Annotated in this window: 16 protein-coding genes; 10 read left to right on the plus strand and 6 right to left on the minus strand. The window is 69.6% G+C overall.

The features are described from left to right. The first annotated feature begins 177 nt into the window (after positions 1 to 177). The 3 genes from BUQ68_RS12120 to BUQ68_RS12130 all read left to right on the plus strand — a co-directional run bounded on the left by BUQ68_RS12120 (position 178) and on the right by BUQ68_RS12130 (position 3496). Positions 178 to 1854: an acyl-CoA dehydrogenase family protein gene (locus tag BUQ68_RS12120; RefSeq protein ID WP_075216234.1), complete on the plus strand. Its 1677-nt coding sequence runs from the start codon at positions 178 to 180 to the stop codon at positions 1852 to 1854. Between the two features lie 128 nt (positions 1855 to 1982). Next, positions 1983 to 2807, plus strand: coding sequence for an inositol monophosphatase family protein (locus BUQ68_RS12125; protein WP_075216235.1), 825 nt, complete (start codon positions 1983 to 1985; stop codon positions 2805 to 2807). 110 nt (positions 2808 to 2917) lie between these two features. Beyond that, positions 2918 to 3496, plus strand: coding sequence for a TspO/MBR family protein (locus BUQ68_RS12130; protein WP_083656529.1), 579 nt, complete (start codon positions 2918 to 2920; stop codon positions 3494 to 3496). Here BUQ68_RS12130 and BUQ68_RS12135 read toward each other — a convergent pair. The 5 genes from BUQ68_RS12135 to BUQ68_RS12155 form a co-directional block, all read right to left on the minus strand. Beyond that, a complete protein-coding gene (locus tag BUQ68_RS12135; protein ID WP_210215633.1) occupies positions 3486 to 5762 on the minus strand; it encodes a heavy metal translocating P-type ATPase in 2277 nt (758 codons plus the stop codon). The genes BUQ68_RS12130 and BUQ68_RS12135 overlap by 11 nt on opposite strands. Positions 5763 to 6574: 812 nt before the next feature. Then, the gene (locus BUQ68_RS12140) at positions 6575 to 7372 is read right to left on the minus strand and encodes a creatininase family protein (protein ID WP_075216236.1); all 798 of its coding nucleotides are present in this window, start codon (positions 7370 to 7372) and stop codon (positions 6575 to 6577) included. A gap of 78 nt (positions 7373 to 7450) precedes the next feature. Beyond that, complete coding sequence (locus tag BUQ68_RS12145) at positions 7451 to 8794, minus strand: 8-oxoguanine deaminase (protein WP_075216237.1); 1344 nt, start codon at positions 8792 to 8794, stop codon at positions 7451 to 7453. 7 nt (positions 8795 to 8801) lie between these two features. Continuing rightward, a complete protein-coding gene (locus BUQ68_RS12150) occupies positions 8802 to 9338 on the minus strand; it encodes a Uma2 family endonuclease (RefSeq protein WP_175577803.1) in 537 nt (178 codons plus the stop codon). Positions 9339 to 9376: 38 nt separating this feature from the next. After that, positions 9377 to 9766, minus strand: coding sequence for a RidA family protein (locus tag BUQ68_RS12155; RefSeq protein WP_075216370.1), 390 nt, complete (start codon positions 9764 to 9766; stop codon positions 9377 to 9379). A gap of 284 nt (positions 9767 to 10050) precedes the next feature. Between BUQ68_RS12155 and BUQ68_RS12160 the strand changes: the two genes are divergently transcribed. The 7 genes from BUQ68_RS12160 (at position 10051) to BUQ68_RS12190 (ending at position 16908) form a co-directional block, all read left to right on the plus strand. After that, positions 10051 to 11067: an ABC transporter substrate-binding protein gene (locus tag BUQ68_RS12160; protein ID WP_095407334.1), complete on the plus strand. Its 1017-nt coding sequence runs from the start codon at positions 10051 to 10053 to the stop codon at positions 11065 to 11067. A gap of 139 nt (positions 11068 to 11206) precedes the next feature. Continuing rightward, the gene (locus tag BUQ68_RS12165; protein WP_075216371.1) at positions 11207 to 12019 is read left to right on the plus strand and encodes an ABC transporter ATP-binding protein; all 813 of its coding nucleotides are present in this window, start codon (positions 11207 to 11209) and stop codon (positions 12017 to 12019) included. Further along, on the plus strand, positions 12019 to 12870 hold the full coding sequence (locus tag BUQ68_RS12170; protein ID WP_075216240.1) for an ABC transporter permease: 852 nt from the start codon (positions 12019 to 12021) through the stop codon (positions 12868 to 12870). Before BUQ68_RS12165 ends, BUQ68_RS12170 begins: the two co-directional genes overlap by 1 nt. Positions 12871 to 12873: 3 nt before the next feature. Beyond that, a complete protein-coding gene (locus BUQ68_RS12175; RefSeq protein WP_075216241.1) occupies positions 12874 to 14235 on the plus strand; it encodes a cytosine deaminase in 1362 nt (453 codons plus the stop codon). Further along, entirely contained in the window at positions 14235 to 15659 is a 1425-nt protein-coding gene (locus tag BUQ68_RS12180) for an FAD-binding oxidoreductase (RefSeq protein ID WP_075216242.1), read from the plus strand. The genes BUQ68_RS12175 and BUQ68_RS12180 overlap by 1 nt, the downstream gene beginning before the upstream one ends. A 7-nt stretch (positions 15660 to 15666) precedes the next feature. Continuing rightward, the gene (locus tag BUQ68_RS12185) at positions 15667 to 16245 is read left to right on the plus strand and encodes an NAD(P)H-dependent oxidoreductase (RefSeq protein WP_075216243.1); all 579 of its coding nucleotides are present in this window, start codon (positions 15667 to 15669) and stop codon (positions 16243 to 16245) included. A gap of 78 nt (positions 16246 to 16323) precedes the next feature. Further along, on the plus strand, positions 16324 to 16908 hold the full coding sequence (locus BUQ68_RS12190; RefSeq protein ID WP_342587014.1) for an NAD(P)H-dependent oxidoreductase: 585 nt from the start codon (positions 16324 to 16326) through the stop codon (positions 16906 to 16908). An 871-nt stretch (positions 16909 to 17779) separates the two neighbouring features. Here BUQ68_RS12190 and BUQ68_RS12195 read toward each other — a convergent pair. Continuing rightward, the gene (locus BUQ68_RS12195) at positions 17780 to 18805 is read right to left on the minus strand and encodes a glucokinase (RefSeq protein ID WP_075216245.1); all 1026 of its coding nucleotides are present in this window, start codon (positions 18803 to 18805) and stop codon (positions 17780 to 17782) included. Between the last annotated feature and the right edge of the window lie 48 nt (positions 18806 to 18853).

The raw sequence follows: 18853 nt of genomic DNA on the forward strand, positions 1-18853 counted from the left end.
TTGTCGGCCTGACGCTGTCGCCAGGACGGAATGCGCTCTGGCGTTTCGTACGCCTTCACGCTTTCTTTGGGTCACCCGTACCAAAGATGCATTGAAGTTCTAAGTCACTTCGCAGAGCGTGCGCGCCAAATACCCCCATCCGACGACGATCATGCCGACCCTGAGGAGGAACGCAAGATGAGCGCTGCAACCGATCTGACCATGGCCGTCGAGGATGCGCATCTGACGCTGAAGCAAGCGCTGCCGGCCATCGAGGATCTCTTGGGCGCTGCCACCCAGGCCGTGGCCGGCAAGGTCACCGTGGGCGGCAAGGTGTCCGCCGAGGCCATGGAGCGCGAGCAGCACGCCGCGCACGGCCTCGCGTGGCTGGCGACCTATGTGGAGAGCCTGCGCCAGCTCGTCTCCTATGCGGAGCGGCTGACCGAGGCGGGCGTCTACGGCGAGACCGAGCGGCTGCTGGTGGAGATCGGCGCGGCGGAGTACCTCGCCCAGATCTTCGGCGGCATCCCGATGAACCAGACCGAGTTCGTCCGCCTCAACGACCTCGGGCTCGACGCCCGCACCGTCGCCAAGGCCCGCACCGACGCGGCGGAGCGGCTGATCGCCTCCGGCAGCCATCCGGCGCTCCGGGCGGCGCTCGTGGAGACGATGAAGCGGAAGACCCCGGCGGAGATCGTCGGCAACTCCGGCCTCGACGAGACCATGGAGGCCTTCCGGGCCGAGATGCGCCGCTTCGCCGAGGAGGAGGTGCTGCCACACGCCCACGAATGGCACCTTCAGAACGCCTACATCCCCATGGAGGTGATCGCCAAGCTCGCCGATCTCGGCGTCTTCGGCCTCACCATTCCGGAGGAGTTCGGCGGCCTCGGCCTCGGCAAGGAGTCCATGTGCGTGGTCTCCGAGGAGCTGTCGCGCGCCTATATCGGCGTCGGCTCCCTCGGCACCCGGTCGGAGATCGCGGCCGAACTCATCATCTGCGGCGGCACGGCCGAGCAGAAGGCCGAGTGGCTGCCGAAGATCGCCTCCGGCGAGGTGCTGCCGACCGCCGTCTTCACCGAGCCCAACACCGGCTCCGACCTCGGCTCGCTGCGCACCCGCGCGGTGAAGGACGGCGACAGCTACGTCATCACCGGCAACAAGACCTGGATCACCCACCCGGTGCGCGCCGACGTGATGACCGTGCTCGCCCGCACCAATCCGGACACCAGCGACTATCGCGGCCTCTCCATGTTCCTCGCGCCGAAGCCGCGCGGCACGGACGAGACGCCCTTCCCGGCGGAGGGGATGTCCGGCGGCGAGATCGAGGTGCTCGGCTACCGCGGCATGAAGGAATACGAGATCGCCTTCGACGGCTTCAAGGTGCCGGCCGCCAACCTCCTCGGCGGCGTGGAGGGCCAGGGCTTCAAGCAGCTGATGCAGACCTTCGAGAGCGCCCGCATCCAGACGGCCGCCCGCGCGGTCGGCGTCGCCCAGTCGGCCTTCGACATCGGCCTGCAGTATGCCGAGGACCGGGTGCAGTTCGGCAAGGCGCTGATCAACTTCCCGCGGGTCGCCGACAAGCTCGCCATGATGGCGGTGGAGATCAACATCGCCCGCCAACTCACCTACTTCTCCGCCCGCCAGAAGGACCAGGACAAGCGCTGCGACGTGGAGGCCGGCATGGCCAAGTTGCTCGGCGCCCGCGTCGCCTGGGCGGCGGCGGACAACGCCCTGCAGATCCACGGCGGCAACGGCTTCGCGCTCGAATACGCCATCAGCCGCGTCCTCTGCGACGCCCGCATCCTCAACATCTTCGAGGGCGCGGCCGAGATCCAGGCCCAGGTCATCGCCCGCCGGCTCATCGACGCCCGCTGACGCTCTAACGCCTGGGGAGCGGCGGTTGGGGGCGATACCCCAGCCGCCGCTTCGCGGCTTCCATGGTGCACCGCCGAACGGATCGTGCTAAGCGCTGCGGCACCGTCGTCCACAGCGGATCCAGCCCCATGCGCTTCTCCGAGACCGAACTCGCCGACCTCGTGGCCATCCTCCGGGACGCCGCGCGGGTGGAGATCCTGCCGCGCTTCGCAAACCTCGCCGCCGGCGACGTGAAGGCCAAGAGCCACGCCTCCGACCTCGTGACCGTCGCCGACGAGGCGGCCGAGCGCTTCATCGAGGCGCGGGTCCGCGACCGGTTCGGCGACGTGCTCTTCGTCGGCGAGGAGATCTTCGAGCGCGATCCGTCCGTGGTGGACCGTCTCTCGAGCGCCGCGCGGGCCGTGGTGATCGATCCGATCGACGGCACCTTCAACTACGCCAACGGCATCCCGGCCTTCGCGGTCATCGCCGCCATCGTGGAAGGCGGCGAGACCACCGCCGGCATCCTCTACGATCCGATCCGCGACGACTGGCAGTTCGCCCTCAAGGGCCACGGCGCCTTCCTGGAAGGGCCGAAGCAGCCGCGCCGGCCGATCCGGGTCGCGGCGCCCGTGCCGCTCGATCAGATGCACGGCGCGCTCAACTGGGCCTATGTGGAAGGGCCGCTCCGCGAGCGCGTGCTGAAGGGCGCGGCCCGGCTCTGGGGCGGCTACAGCTATCGCTGTGGCGGCCAGGAGATGCGCCTCATCAACGAGGGCGGCGGCCATTTCGCCCTCTACGGCAAACTGTCGCCCTGGGATTTCGCCGGCAGCGCCCTCATTCACCGGGAGGCGGGCGGCTACTCGGCCCGCTTCGACGGGTCGGACTACCGTCCGGAACACCGGGACGGCGGCCTCCTGCTCGCCCCGGATAAGGCGACCTGGGACCTCCTGCACGACGTGCTGTTCGGCTGATCCGCCCCGCCGCGGGCGATCCGTCGGCCCGGCGTCGGGAGCCATCGCAGGCGCCGGACGTTTCCAACGTCAAGTGCCGTCCGCCCGCGTTCCAGAAGGACACCCGCCGCATGAGCCTTGCCGAACCCGACCGTCCCGCCGCCCCGACCTCGTCCGGTGCCCCGTCCGCCGCCCCGTCCGCGACCGCGACCGACGTCCGCCGCCCGTTCGCGCCGCTTGCGCTTGCGCTCTCGCTGGCGCTCTGCTTCGCGGCGGCGGGGCTCGGCGGCGCGGTGACCGGCCCGCAGATCGACGGCTGGTACCGCACCATCGAGAAGCCCGCCTTCAACCCGCCGGACTGGATCTTCGGTCCGGTCTGGACGGCGCTCTTCATCATGATGGCGCTGGTGCTCTGGCAGATCTGGCGCACCCCGACGCCGGACGCTGCCAAGGTCCGGCTTCGCCGGCGGGCGCTCGTCGCCTTCGTGGTTCAGCTCGTCGTCAACGTGGCCTGGTCCGCCGCCTTCTTCGGCCTGCAGTCGCCGACCGCCGGTCTCGTGGTGATTGTCGCGCTCCTTGCTTCCATCGTCTGGCTGATCCGCGCCGCCCGCCCGGTGGTGGGGCCGATGACCTGGCTGCTGGCGCCCTATCTCGCCTGGGTGTCCTTCGCCGCCGTCCTCAACCTCACCATCGTGATCCTCAATCTTTGAGCGGCGGGCGTGCGTCCGCGTCGAGGCGCGGGCGCCAGCGGGTGAGAAGGCCGGCATTGCTGACGACCGACACGGACGAGAGCGCCATGGCGGCGCCGGCGAGCGCCGGCGTCAGCACGCCGAAGGCGGCGAGCGGGATGCCCACCACGTTGTAGACGAAGGCCCAGAAGAGATTCTGGCGGATCTTCGCCCGGGTCGCGATGGCGACCTCCAGGGCGGCCGGCACCAGCCGGGGATCCGGCCGCATCAAGGTGATGGCGGCGGTCTCCATGGCGACGTCCGTGCCGGTGCCCATCGCGATGCCGACGTCTGCGGCCGCGAGCGCGGGCGCGTCGTTGACCCCGTCGCCCACCATGGCGACGGTCCGCCCCGCCTTCTGGAGCGCCGCCACCTCGGCCGCCTTGTCTGCGGGCAGCACCGGGCCGCGCCATCCCGCAAGGCCGAGGTCCGCGGCGACAGCGGCGGCGACGGCGGCATTGTCGCCGGTCAGCATGCGGCTTTCGATGCCGCGTGCCCGCAGGGCGTCCACCGCCGCCCGCGCCTCCGGGCGCACCGGATCGGCGAGCGCGAGGACGCCGAGCACCGCGCCGTCCCGGGCGACGAACACCGCCGTGCGGGCCTTCGCCTCGAACGCCCGGAAGGCCGCGTCGAGCGCGCCCGTGTCGACCTTGCGCTCCGCCATCAGCGCGCCGTTGCCGACCGCCACCACGGCGCCGTCCACGGTCGCCGACACGCCGCGCGCCACGCTCGCCTTGAAGCCGGTGGCGGGGCGAAGCGCCAGACCCCTGCCGGCCGCCGCCTCCACCACCGCCCGGGCGAGCGGATGCTCGCTGAAATGCTGGACCGAGGCGGCAAGCGCCAGCACCCCGTCCGCGTCGCCACCGGGCGCGACCGCCATGTCCACCAGCGCCGGCCGGCCCTCGGTCAGCGTGCCGGTCTTGTCGAACAGCACCACGTCGACGGCGCTCGCCCGCTCCAGCGTCTCGATGTCCTTGATGAGGATGCCGGCCTTGGCGGCGGCCCCCGTGCCGGCGACGAGCGCCGTCGGCGTCGCGAGGCCGAGCGCGCATGGGCAGGCGATCACCAGCACCGAGACCGCCGCCACCAGCGCCGCCTCGAAGCCCGCCCCCGCCACCATCCAGGCGCCGAAGGTGAGAAGCGCGACCGCCACCACCACCGGCACGAAGACGGCGCTGATCCGGTCCACCAGCACCTGCACCGGCGCCTTGCCGCTCTGGGCGTTCTCCACGAGGCGGGTGATGCGGGCAAGGGTCGTGTCCTCGCCGGTTGCCGTCACCGTGGCGACCAGCGCGGCCTCGCCGTTCAGCGCCCCGGTCACCACCGGGTCGCCCGGACCGCGCTCCACCGGCACGCTCTCGCCGGTGACGAGGCTCTCGTCGATGTGGCCCGTGCCTTCGGCGATGCGGCCGTCCATCGGCACCCGCTCGCCGGGCCGGATCAGAACCCGGTCGCCGGCCCTGAGGTCCCCCACTGCGACGCTCTCCTCGCCCGTGTCCGTCAGCCGGGTGGCGACCTCCGGCCGGAGCGCCATCAGCGCCCGCACGGCCGCCGTAGTGCCGGCCTTGGCCCGCTCCTCCATCAGCTTGCCGGCAAGGATGAGCGTGAGCACCGTGGCCGATGCCTCGAAATAGAGGTGGCCCGCGGCCCCGTGGCCGCGGGTCAGCACCATCCAGGTGGAGAAGCCCCAGGCCGCCGTAGTGCCGAGGGCCACCAGCACGTCCATGTTGGCGCCGCCGCTCGCCAGCGCCTTGGCGGCACCGCGATAGAAGCGGGCGCCGGCGACCGCCTGCACGATGGTGGCCAGCACCAGTTCGGTCCACGGGTTCATCAGATGCCCGGCACCGGCCATCATGGCCACCATGGAGACGATGAAGGGCAGCGTCAGCGCGGCGGAGAGCGCGAACACGGCCAGCGTCCGGCGATAGGCGGCGCGGCGCGCCACCTCCTCCCGCTCCCGCTGGCGGCGACGCTCGGCCGGGTCGGCGGCCCGCGGCGTCGCCTCGTAGCCGGCCCGGTCGACCGCGTCGACGACCGCCTGGTCGTCGGTCCCGTTATCGAGCACCACGTCGGCCCGTTCGAGCGCCAGGTTGACCGTCGCATCCGCGATGCCGGGCGTCTTCCGCAGCACGGTCTCGATCCGGCTGGCGCAGGCGGCGCACGTCATGCCGCGCACATCAAAGACGCGGGTGGTCGGTTGCTCGGCGTGCGCGTCTGTGTCGGGCAGGGGGGAGAGGGCACGCATCATCTCGTCTCCAGTCTATGACCGTCGCGTCCGAAGCGCCGAACGGCCCCGGATGATCCTTGGTGAAGGCGAACGTGGCGGTTCCAGTGACTGGAAGGTCAAGACCGTGCGAGCGCGTACGGCATCACCAATCCGTGCTTACACAATCTTTAGCTGTATCGATCGTCGCAGGTCGAGGCGCGATGGGTCAGGCGGGCGCCTATGGCGATCCTGTTTTGTTCCAGACGAAATATGTAAAAGCCGCATGTTATCAGTCTCTGAAACGGCCTTGCCTAATCACATAGAAAACGCACAATGTAACAGGGCGCGAGTTTCATCGTTTGTTCATGTGTCACTATTGACAATGCCTGGAACACGTAAAACCGCAGTGTTTGCAAAGGAGCAGGCTCGGTCACCGTTTCCTTCGCCAATGGTCATACCAAAGATCGCCGCTCTTGGCGCGGCCATGGCGATCACCGTGGACCCCAGTTCCAGATCGGGTCGGAGTCCGGAGCGAGAGCTCAACCGACTTCCCTCGCTTATAGGTGGTGGGACCCTTGAGCGTTCTCAATCGCCCGAATGATCCCGTTGTGTTCTGGTCGGAAGAGCGCTCGAAACGCCCTTCGGTACAACCGCTTAGCGAGACACCTCGTCAATGCGGATGAATATCATAATATGCAATGCACACAGCTCCATGCTTTGTTCATTGCTATTGATGACAATATGACTTGCCGATTTGGATCGGCTCTGCACTGACCTATGCAGAATCGCTACAACTTCGACGCGGAGATGCCGGTGCGCTCTCGCGTCTCGGCTGCGCTGCCGTCGTGCTCCGGTCAGCCGAGCCGCTCCGGATTGAACCGGTGCACGTCGTCGAGGAGGGCCAGGAAGCCGTGGGCGGCGTGGTCGAGGGACAGTCGGCCCTTCTCGGCGCTTGCCGCCGCCGCGTTGCCGACCGCGCCGGCCGGATTGAGATCCTGTGCTTTCCAGCCGAACTGCGCCGGCCCGTGCACCCTCAGGTGCGCCATGGTGTCGATCATCTCGTGCTGGGTGGACCGGAAGTCGGCCGCCCGGTCCATGCGGACGAGATCCGGCCGGAGGTGGAGCATGATGGACGTCTCCACATCGCCGCCGTGGATGCCGTAGACGAACTCCTCCGCCGGGAACACGCCGTCCGGCTGCCCGAACCGGGCCCAGGACGTGGCGACCGCCAGCATCCGGTGGCGAATCCGGAGCTCGCGGGCGACGATGTCCATGATCGGCACGTTGCCGCCGTGGGAGGTGACGATCACCAGCTTGCGCACGCCGGCGCGGGCGACGCTGTCGCCGATGTCGAGCCAGGCCCGGGTCACCGTGTCCCAGTCGAGGGTGAGGGTGCCCGGGCTGTCGATATGCTCGTTGGACTTGGCCACCGCCTGCACCGGCAGGAAGGTCGCCGGCAGGCGATCGTCGAGCAGGCCGATGACCCGGGCGATCTGACCTTCCGCGATGCAGGTGTCGGTGTAGACCGGCAAGTGCGGCCCGTGCTGCTCGATCGCGGCGACCGGCAGCACCGCGATCCAGGACGCCGTGTCTCCCTCCCGGAAGTCGGTGGTGGTCATCTCGTGCCAGTGGCGGCGGGGCAGGGCGGTCATGGGCGGCATCCGGCATGGCGGCGCGGTCGCCGGGGCGATCGCGCGCGGGAGGGTGGTGAGGTGAACGGTTCGGCGGCGTCAGATCGCTTCCAGGAAGCGCTTGGCGGCCGCACCATGCTCATAGCGCAGACGGGCGACGTCCACACCCACCGGCATGCCGTCCTTCACCCGCCAGCCGCCCTTCACCATCACCCGGTCGGCCGCGTGGGCGCCGCAGAGCACGAGCGCGGCGAGCGGGTCGCCTGCACCGGAGAAGCGCAACTCGTCCAGGGTGTAGAAGGCAAGGTCCGCCTGCTTGCCGACGGCGATCGATCCGATGTCGTCGCGCCGGAGGCATTTGGCGGAGCCTTCCGTCGCCCAGCGGAACACGTCGAAATGAGTGACGCTCGCCGCGTCGTAGCGCAGGCGCCCGATCATCAGGGCATGCCGGAGCGCCTCCATCAGGTTCGAACTGTCGTTGGAGGCCGAGCCGTCCACCCCGAGGCCGACCTTGGCGCCGGCCGCCTCCAACTCCTTGGTGCGGCAGATGCCGGAGGCGAGCACCATGTTGGAGGCCGGGCAGTGGCAGATGCCGACCCCGTGGCGGCCGAGCCGGCCCACCTCCTCGTCGTTGAAGTGGATGCCGTGGGCCACCCAGGCCCGGTCGGTCAGCCAGCCGGTCTCCTCGATATAGTCCACCGGCGTGCAGTTGAACTTGGACTTGCAGTAGTCGACCTCGTCCTGCGTCTCCGCCAGATGGGTGTGAAGGGCGCAGTCGTATCTGTCACCGAGCCGGGCGGTCTCCACCATCAGCCGCTTGGTCACGTTGAACGGCGCGCACGGGGCGAGCGCCACCTGCAGCATCGCCCCCTCGGAGCGGTCGTGGTACTTGGACAGCACCCGCTCGCAGTCGGCGAGGATCACGTCCGCGTCCTGGCAGGCGCCCGGAATGGCGTTGCCGCCGTCCTCCACGGTGAGGTTCAGCGAGCCGCGCGTCAGCGTCATGCGCATGCCGAGGGCGGTCGCCTCCTCGGCCTGGATGTCCATGGCGTCGTCGAGGCCGGGCGGAAACAGATACTGGTGGTCCGACACCGTGGTCGAGCCGGACATCAGGAGTTCCGTCAGCGACAGCCGGGTGGCGAGCCGCAGGTTCTCCGGCGTCACGTTCTTCGCCCAGATCGGGAAGAGCGCCTCCAGCCAGGGGAAGAGCTCCTTGTTGATCGCCTTCGGGTGCGCCCGCGTCAGCGTCTGGAACATGTGGTGGTGGGTGTTGACCAACCCCGGGATCATCACATGGCGCTCCGCGTCGAAGGTCTCGTCCACCGGCGCGGATGGCGCGCCCCCAGGGCCGACCAGTTCCACGATCCGGCCGTCCTCCACCACCACGCCCCGTTCGGCGCCGTCGGCCAGGATGGCGAGGGGGTCCTTGATCCAGAGACGCATGGGCGGGTCACTCGTAGAAGTCGGAGAGGGAAAGGGCGATGCCGAGCCCCGGCAGCGGAATGGCGGCGTCCGGGCCGATGAGGGACTCCATGGACCATCGGCCGTCGCTTGTCCGGCTGAAGAGGACGGCCTTTGCGACTTCGGGCTCGATCAGCAGAATGTGGGCGATGGACGGAACGGACTGGTATTCGGCGACCTTCACGTTGAGATCGATCTGCCGTGTGGAGGGGGAGAGGACTTCCACGACCGCTGTCGGGGTCTGCGCGAAAAGCCGATCGTCGTCTGTCGCACCACAATCGATCGTCACGTCCGGCCGACGGATGTTGCCCTTCGGGATGCGAACGGCGAAATCGCCGCTGAAGGGCTCGCAGGGTGTTCCCGCCAAAGCACGGCGGAATGCCACAAGCGCACTCACGACGATACGGTCATGACGGGCTCGCGCCCCCACCATGGCGCGCGGATTGCCGTCCACCAGCTCGTATCGCCCCTCCTGCCGGGTGCACCACGCCAGGAAGGTATCCGCGTCCATGCGCTCGATCGTCATGTCGCCCATCGCGCGCCCCCCGGCCGTCCGCCGTGCCATCATGGCACCTTCGCGGCTGTGACTTCCACCTCCACCTTGAACTCGGGCCGGGTGAAGCCGGACACCATGATCAGCGTGGAGGCGGGCGGGGGGTCGGACACCCAGCGGTCGCGCACGGCCATGTAGGCGGGAAAGTCCTCGCGGCGGGTCAGGAAGGCGTTGACGCGGATCACGTCCGCGAAGGTCATGCCGGCCTCCGCCAGGATGGCGGCGCAGGCCTTGAAGCAGATCTCCGTCTGCTCGCCCGTGTCCTCCGGCACCGTCTCGTCCAGCCGGATGCCGAGCTGTCCCGACGTCACCACGAGGCGCGCCCCCGGCGGAACCGCCACGCCGTGGCTGTAGCGGCCGAAGGGCGGGCGGACGTCGCGCGGGGTCAGGATGGTCGCCATCGTCGTCTCGCTCATGCTCGGATCGATCGCCAGCTTAGGGGCAGCCGTCCGTCCGCGACAAGCGGAAGGGGGTGGCAGCCGCGCGTCAGAATGCGGCATACTGCCCTGAAAATAAGCATAGGATCCAAACGGGCAGGTCCGTCCGTACGCTCTGAGGCGGCGTCCGCTGGTCTGGCCGTGCGGACGCATCGGTCATGCCGGTGGCATGGCTCTTGCCAACCATCCGATCAAAAATGCAAATGTCGTCCGGGTGCGACGACAGTTCGCGGGAAGGGGCTTCGATCATGGCTTCGCGTATGCTGGTTCTCACTGCCGCCGCTTTCGGTACCCTCGTCGCCGGGCCCGCCGCGGCGCTCGACGAGGTGACGTTCGGCACCAACTGGCTGGCCCAGGCCGAGCACGGGGGCTTCTATCAGGCGGTCGCCGACGGCACCTACGAGAAGTTCGGCCTGAAGGTGACCATCCGCCAGGGCGGCCCGCAGGCGGCCAACCGCTCGCTCCTCATCGCCGGCCAGATTCAGTTCTACATGGGCGGCAACATGCTGGAGGGGCTGGACGCGGTGAAGCAGGGCATCCCGACCGTCACGGTCGCGGCCAGCTTCCAGAAGGACCCGCAGGTCCTGATGGCCCATCCGGACCAGGGCGTGGAAAAGTTCGAGGATCTCGCCAAGCTGCCCACCATCTTCATGGGCAAGGACGGCTTCATCACCTTCTTCCAGTGGATGAAGTCGGCCTATCCGGGCTTCAAGGACGAGCAGTACAAGCCCTACACCTTCAACCCCGCCCCCTTCATCGCCGACCCGCAGTCGGCCCAGCAGGGCTATCTCACCTCCGAACCGTTCGAGGTGGAGCGCCAGGCGGGCTGGAAGCCGGTGATCTTCCTTCTGGCCGACCAGGGCTTCGACACCTATTCGACCACCATCGACACCCAGGCCGACCTGGTCGCCAACAACCCGGACCTCGTCCAGCGCTTCGTCGATGCCAGCATGATCGGCTGGTACACCTATCTCTACGGCGACAACGCCGCCGCCAACGCCCTCATCAAGACCGACAATCCGGAGATGTCGGACGAGCAGATCGCCTTCTCGATCGCCAAGATGAAGGAATACGGCATCCTGGAGTCCGGCCCCGCGCTCGAAAAGGGCATCGGCTGCATGACCGACGAGCAGCACGCGTCCTTCGCCGACAAGCTGATCAAGGCCGGCATCGTCGACGCGTCGGTGGACGTGAAGAAGGCCTATACCCTCCAGTTCGTCTGCAAGGGCACCGGCCTCGACGTCAAGAAGGCCAACGGCGGCTGACCCGAGCCGGGCGGCCGCGGTGCATCGCGCCGGGCCGCCCGGTCTGTCCCGCCGGCCGTTCGATCGTCCGTCGCCGCCGACCTTCGGCGGCGACGGCCTCTCCTGTCCGCCCGCTTCCCTCGCGTTCCTCCAGGCCCCGATGTCGTCTTCGTCTTCGGCCGCAGCGCCCCATTCCCCCGTCGTCCGGCTGGAAGGCGTCACCAAGAGCTTCGCCAACGGCACCCTGGCGCTCGATCGGCTGACCCTCGACGTGGCGCCGGGCGAGTTCCTCAGCCTGCTCGGGCCCTCCGGCTGCGGCAAGTCGACGGCGCTGCGCATCATCGCCGGCCTCAGCCACCCGACCTCCGGCCGGGTCGACTGGCCGTCCGCCGGCGAAGGCGCTGGCGCCCATGCCCGATCGATCGGCTTCGTCTTCCAGGAGCCGACGCTGATGCCCTGGGCGACGGTTTTCAACAACGTTTGGCTGCCGCTGCGCCTGAAAGGCCGGTCCAAGGCGTCCGTCCGCGACGCCGTCATGGACGCGCTGGAACGGGTCGGCCTCGCCGCCTTCGCGGACGCCTACCCCCGCGAACTCTCCGGCGGCATGAAGATGCGGGTGTCGCTCGCCCGCGCCCTCGTCACCCGGCCGAAGCTCCTCCTGATGGACGAGCCCTTCGCGGCCCTTGACGAGATCACCCGCTTCAAGCTCAACAACGACATCCTGAAGCTCCAGGCCGAACTCGGCTGGACGGTGGTCTTCGTTACCCATTCGGTGTTCGAGAGCGTCTATCTCTCCTCGCGCATCGTCGTCATGGCGGCCCGGCCGGGCCGGGTGTTCGACGAGATCGCCGTGCCGGTGCCGCGCCCGCGCAACGAGAGCTTCCGCACCTCGCCGGACTATGTGGCGCTCTGCCGCGAGGCGTCCGACGCGCTCACCCGGGCCATGCAGGCCGCCGGACGGGAGGTCGCCTGATGGCCGCCGACGCCTCCGCTCCCGCCGCCGCCAACCGGACCGCCGCCCCGACGGACGCTTCCGTCTGGCGCGACCGAGTGCTCCGCGTGGTGGTGCCGCTCGTCATCCTGGTGCTCTTCGTCGGCGTCTGGGACTGGTATGTGCGCGCCTACGGCATCAAGCCCTACATCCTGCCCGGTCCCTTCCTGGTGGCCGAGACCCTGGTGAAGGACTGGGGCACCCTCTCCGGCGCCCTTCTCGTCACCATCCGCATCACCGTCACGGCCCTCCTCCTGGCGCTCGTCGGCGGCACGCTCCTTGCCATCCTGCTCGTCCAGTCGAAGATCGTGGAGCTGGCGCTCTTTCCCTATGCGGTGGTGCTGCAGGTGACGCCCATCGTCGCCATCGCGCCGCTCATCCTCATCTACGTGCCGGACACCCAGGCGGCGGTCCTCCTCTGCGCCTTCATCGTCACCTTCTTCCCCATCCTCTCCAACACCACCCAGGGCCTGAAGAGCGTCGACCACAACCTCCTCAACCTCTTCGAGCTCTACGGCGCCAGCCGCTGGCAGACCCTCGTCTTCCTGAAGATCCCGGCCGCGCAGCCCTATTTCTTCGCCGGCCTGAAGATCGGCGGCGGCCTTGCGCTCATCGCCGCCGTGGTGGCGGAGTTCGCGGCCGGGTCGGCGGGGGCGGGGTCCGGTCTCGCCTTCCGCATCCTGGAGAGCCAGTACCGGCTCAACATCCCCCGCCTCTTCGCCGGCCTCATCCTCCTGTCGGCCACCGGCGTCGTCATCTTCTGGCTAACCAGCCTCGCCTCCCACCTGGCGCTCCGCCGCTGGCACGAGAGCGCCCTTGCCCGCGAGACCTGAGACATGATCCATCCGCGCGACGCCCTCGCCCGCACCGGCGGAGCCTTCCGGCTGGCGAACGCTACCGTGCCAGCCGTCCTCGTCGACGGCCCCGTGCCGGCGCCCGACGCCACAGGCCTCGTCCGCCTGGACCTTGCCGTGGAGGCCGGCCGGGTCACCGCCGTCGCGCCCGCCGGGTCGCTCGCCGCCGCCGACGGCCCGCCGGTGGTGGACGTCGACCGCGGCATGGTCTGGCCGCTCTTCGTCGACATGCACACCCACCTCGACAAGGGCCACATCTGGCCCCGCACGCCCAACCCGGACGGCCGCTTCATGAGCGCGCTCCTTGCCGTCAAGAGCGACCGGGAGGCCGCCTGGTCGCCGGACGACGTGCGGCGGCGGTTCGACTTCTCGCTGAAGTGCGCCTATGCACACGGCACCCGGGTGATCCGCACCCACATCGACAGCATCCCGCCCCAGGATGCCCTCTCCTGGCCGGTGTTCGAGGACCTTCGGGCCGCATGGGCCGGCCGGATCGACCTCCAGGGCGTCTCCATCGTCGGGCCGGACACCATGGTCGACGCCGACGCGATGGACGCCATCGCCCGGCGCGTGAAGGCCGCCGGCGGCGTGCTCGGAGGCTCGGTGGCGGTCTTCCCGGAGGCCCGCAAGGCGGTCGCCGTCACGGTCGCCACCGCCATCCGCCACGGGCTCGACCTCGACCTCCACATCGACGAGACGGAGGATCCGGCCTCGGTCGCCCTCGGCCTCTATGCGGAGGAGATCCTGGCGCAGGGTTTCGAGGGCCGGGCGGTGGCGGGCCATTGCTGCTCGCTCGCCCGACAGGACGACGCCACCGTCGACCGGACCCTCGACCGTGTCGCCGAGGCCGGCATCGCCGTCGTGTCCCTGCCGATCTGCAACATGTACCTGCAGGACCGCCATCTCGCCGGCGACGACGAGACCGGCGCCGGACCGCGCCGGACGCCCCGCTGGCGCGGCGTCACGCTTCTCCACGAGATGAAGGCGCGCGGCATCCGCGTCGCCGTCGCCTCCGACAACACGCGCGATCCCTTCTACGCCTACGGCGACCTCGACGCCCTGGAGGTCTTCCGGGAGGCGACGCGCATCCTCCACCTGGACCACCCGCACGGCGGCTGGCCGGCGGCGGTCGCCCGCGACGCGGCGGACGCCATCGGCGCCGACGGCTTCGGCCGCATCCGCGTCGGCGGGCCGGCGGACCTCGCGCTCTTCCGGGGGCGCACCTACACAGAATTGCTGGCGCGGCCGGAATCGGATCGCGTCATTCTCCGCGACGGCCGGCCGACCGTCGCGAGCCTCCCCGACTACCGCGACCTCGACGACCTTTTCGGAGACCTCTCCTGATGAGCGCTCTACCCGGACCCGACCTCGCCGCCTTCCGCGCCGCCCTCGGGCCGATCGCCCAGGAGGACAACCCGGCCATCGTGCGCCAGAAGAGCCGCGACTTCTTCTGGTACTCCCCTGTCCTCAAGAAGCAGCTGGAGCACGTCACCGGCGACCTCGTGGTCACCCCGAAGACCGAGGCGGAGGTGGTCGCGGTGGCCCGCGCCGCCTTTGCGCACAACGTGCCGCTGACCACGCGCGGCGCGGGCACCGGCAACTACGGCCAGGCCATGCCGCTCTCCGGCGGCGTGGTCCTCAACCTTGCCGACCTCGACAAGGTGAAGGCCATCCGGCCGGGCGCGGTGACGGCGGAGGCCGGCGTCATCATGGAGAAGCTCGACCACGAGACCCGGGCGCATTCGCGCCAGGAGCTTCGCCTCCACCCGTCCACCTACCGCACCGCCACCCTCGGCGGCTTCATCGCCGGGGGATCCGGCGGCGTCGGCTCCATCCGCTGGGGCGGCCTTCGCGACCTCGGCAACATCATCCGCGCCCGGGTGGTGACCTGCGAAGCCGAGCCGCGCGTGCTCGACCTCACCGGCGAGGACATCGCCAAGGTCAGCCACGCCTACGGCACCACCGGCATCATCACCGAGGTGGAGGTGCCGCTCGCCCCCGCCTACGACTGGGTGGACGTGCTCGTCGCCTTCGACGATTTCGTGGCCGCCGCCGCCTTCGCGGACGGGCTCGGCAACGAGGACGGCATCCTTCTGAAGAACCTCGCGGTCGTCGCGGCGCCCATGCCGCACGACTATTTCCTCCGCCACCAGAAGTTCCTGCGCCGCGACCAGTCCGTCGTCGCCGTCATGGTGGCGCCCTTCGCCCTCGACGCCATGCTGACCTTCACGGCGCGGGACAGTCGGGCGAGCGTCGTCTACCGGTCCGACACCGCGTCGGCGGAAGACCTGAAGACCCTGCCGCTCTCCTTCGAGCTCTCCTGGAACCACACGACGCTCCGCGGCCTCCGGGTCGATCCGACCATCACCTACCTCCAAGTGCTCTATCCTTTCCCGGACCAGATCGAGAAGGTGGCCCGGATGACCGCCCTCTTCGGCGACGAGGTGCCGGGCCACCTGGAGTTCGTGCGCTTCGACGGCAAGATCACCTGCTTCGGCCTGCCGGTGGTGCGCTTCACCTCCGAGGAGCGGCTGGACGAGATCATGCGCCTCCACGAGGAGCACGGCTGTCCCATCTTCAATCCGCACCGCTACACCCTGGAGGAGGGCGGCATGAAGCAGACCGACGCGGTGCAGCTCGCCTTCAAGCGCGAGGCGGACCCGAAAGGCCTTTTGAACCCCGGCAAGATGATCGCCTGGGAGGATCCCACCTACGATTTCGCGTCGGCGAAGACCTATCTCTTCCCCGGCCTCAGCCGAGCCGGGTGATGCCTCCATGCGCGTCCTGGTGATCCACGCCCACCCGGTGGAGACGAGCTACAACGCGGCGCTCCATGCTGCCGTGGTGTCGAGCCTGACGAAGGCCGGCCACGCGGTGGACGACCTCAGCCTCTACGCGGAGCGATTCGACCCGGTGCTGACGCGCGAGGAGCGGATCGGCTACCACGACCTCGCCCACAACCGGGCGGGCGTCGCGCCTTACGTGGACCGGCTGCTCGCCGCCGAGGCCATCGTGTTCGTCTACCCGGTCTGGAACTACGGCCTGCCGGCCATCCTGAAGGGCTTCGTCGACCGGGTCTTCCTGCCGGGCGTCTCCTTCGTGATGAAGGACGGCAAGGTGGTGCCGACCCTCACCCACATCCGCAAGCTTGCCGTGGTGACCACCTACGGCGGCACCCGCTTCCGCGCGATTCTCGCCGGCGACCCGCCGCGCAAGATCGCCGAGCGGGTGTTCCGGGTCACCATGGGTTTTCCCAGGCTCACCTATCTCGCCCACTACGACATGAACCGGTCGACCGACGCCACCCGGTCGGCCTTCCTCGCCAAGGTCACGCACGCCATGGCGGCCTTCTGACCCTCTCGTAACGGAGCGCGGACATCCGGCCGTCCTGCCGCCGGCACCCGCCCTTTCGGAGTATCGTCGATCTTGAACGTGCTTGTCGTCTACTGCCACCCGTGCGCGGACTCCTTCGTGGCGGCCGTCAAGGACGCCGCCCTTTCCGGCCTCGCCAAGGCTGGCCACGCGGTCCGCATCGTCGACCTCTACGGGGATGGCTTCGAGCCCGCCATGTCGGCGGAGGAGCGCCGGCGCTACCACGACGCCGGGGTGAACGAGGCGCCGGTCGCCGACCATGTGGCCCACCTGAAGTGGGCCGAGGCGCTGCTCTTCATCTATCCCACCTGGTGGTACAACCTGCCGGCCATGCTGAAGGGTTGGCTCGACCGCGCCTTCGTGCCCCACGTGGCCTTCGTCATGCCGACCGCCACGCAGGGCATCCGCGGGAATCTGCGCAACATCCGCCGCATCGACGTGGTCACCACCTGCGGCGCCTCCTGGCACGTCTCCAAGCTGATGGGCGAACCCGGCCGCCGCACCCTCACCCGGGGCCTTCGCGCCATCTGCCACCCCTTCTGCCGCACCAGCTACACGGCCCTCTACAAGATGGACACCGTCTCCCCGGAGCGCCGCACCCGCTACCTTGCCGAAGTCTCCGCCCGCTGCGCCCGGATCCGGTAGAGCAGGGGCGGGCTGCACGCCGCGTGGCAGGTGGGGACGTGGCGCATTGTAGGCCGTGCGGCGCGAGGGAAGGGGAGTGTAGAGTTGGGCCATCTATGGCAACCGCCACGATGGTCGCCCTGCTCCCCCATCCCCCCAGGTCGTCACCCCGGCGCACGCCGGGGCCCAACCGTCGGCGCCATCATCCGCACCGGTGCACGCACCGGCACCGCCAGCTGGATCCCGACGTCCGTCGAGATGACGGCTTGCAGGTTGCGATGAAGCGCCATCCCCCGGGTCGTCACCCCGGCGCACGCCGGGGCCCAACCGTCGGCGCCATCATCCGCACCGGTGCACGCACCGGCACCGCCTGCTGGATCCCGACGTCCGTCGAGATGACGGCTTGCAGGTTGCGATGAAGCGCCATCCCCCGGGTCGTCACCCCGGCGCACGCCGGGGCCCAACCGTCGGCGCCATCATCCGCACCGGTGCACGCACCGGCACCGCCTGCTGGATCCCGACGTCCGTCGAGATGACGGCTTGCAGGTTGCGATGAAGCGCCATCCCCCGGGTCGTCACCCCGGCGCACGCCGGGGCCCAACCGTCGGCGCCATCATCCGCACCGGTGCACGCACCGGCACCGCCTGCTGGATCCCGACTTCCGTCGGGATGACGGCTTGCACGTTGCGATGAAGCGCCGTCCCCCCGGGTCGTCACCCCGGCGCACGCCGGGGCCCAACCGTCGGCGCCATCATCCGCACCGTTGCACGGACCGGCACCGTCGGATGGATCCCGACGTCCGTCGGGATGACGGCGTACGTGTAAGGACGAAGGGCTGTTCGCCGCGTTGGCGGCTTCTTCGGTCGGACCACGGCGGACGGTAGAGCCCCCCTCACCGCACCCAATGCCGCCCCTGCAAATGCACCCCGAACCGCGTCGGCGTGCGGGCGAACGACACCAGGCCGGCGAGCGCCGGGCGGTCGTGGACGATGATGGCGGTCGGGATGGCGGCCAGCAGCTCGCCGTGCGGCCACTTGTCCTCGAAGGCGGCCCGGAAGCCGCCCTTCTGCAGGACGGCCGCGATTCGCGGCGGGATGCCGCCCGCCAGATAGACGCCGCCCTTGGCGAGGAAGGTCAGCGCCAGGCTGCCCGCCACCCGGCCGAGATGGGTGGCGAAGAGGTCCAGCGTCTCGGCGGCGAGCGGATCGCCCGCATCGGCTGCCGCCGTCACCTCGGCGGGGGTGCCGAGCGGAGCCGGCACGCCGTCGGCGGCGGCGATGGCCCGGTAGAGCCGCACCATGCCGGAGCCGCAGATCAGCGTCTCGCCGGAAACGCGCTCGCCCACCCGGTCGATGTGCGGCCAGATCTGGAGATCGCGCGCGGTGACCGGCGCGAGATCGATGTGGCCGCCTTCGCCCGGCACCGGGATCCACGAATGGGCGGCGTGGACAAGGCCGGCGGCGCCGAGGCCGGTGCCCGGACCCACCACGATCTTGGTGCCCTCCTCCGGCGGCAGGGCGTCGCCGACAGCCACCAGATCCTTGTTCTCCAGCGCCGGCAGCGCCAGGGCGAGCGCCTCGAAGTCGTTGAAGAGGATCACGTGGTCGAGGTCGAAGCGGTCGATGAGGGCGCGCGGCTCCACCACCCAGGGGCAGTTGGTGAGCGGCGTGCGCTCCTCGCCGATCGGGCCGGCGACGGCGAAGATCAGGCTGCGCGGTCGCATGGACGTCTGGTCGATCACCTCGGCGGCGAGCGCGTCCTCGATGGTGGCGTGCGCGCGGGTCTCCACGTTGGCGAAGTGGCGGAGCGCCGCGTGCACGTCCGACAGGAGGGCGAAGCGGGCGTTGGTGCCGCCGATGTCGGCGAACAGCACCGGAAAGGGGAGGGCCTTCAGGTCGTCTTCACTCTGCCGGACCATCGGAAACTCGCTGCTTGGAAGGATCGATCATGAAACGGGAAGGCGAAC

The sequence above is a fragment of the Mongoliimonas terrestris genome (assembly GCF_001927285.1).
Taxonomy (GTDB): Bacteria; Pseudomonadota; Alphaproteobacteria; order Rhizobiales; family Pleomorphomonadaceae; genus Chthonobacter; species Chthonobacter terrestris.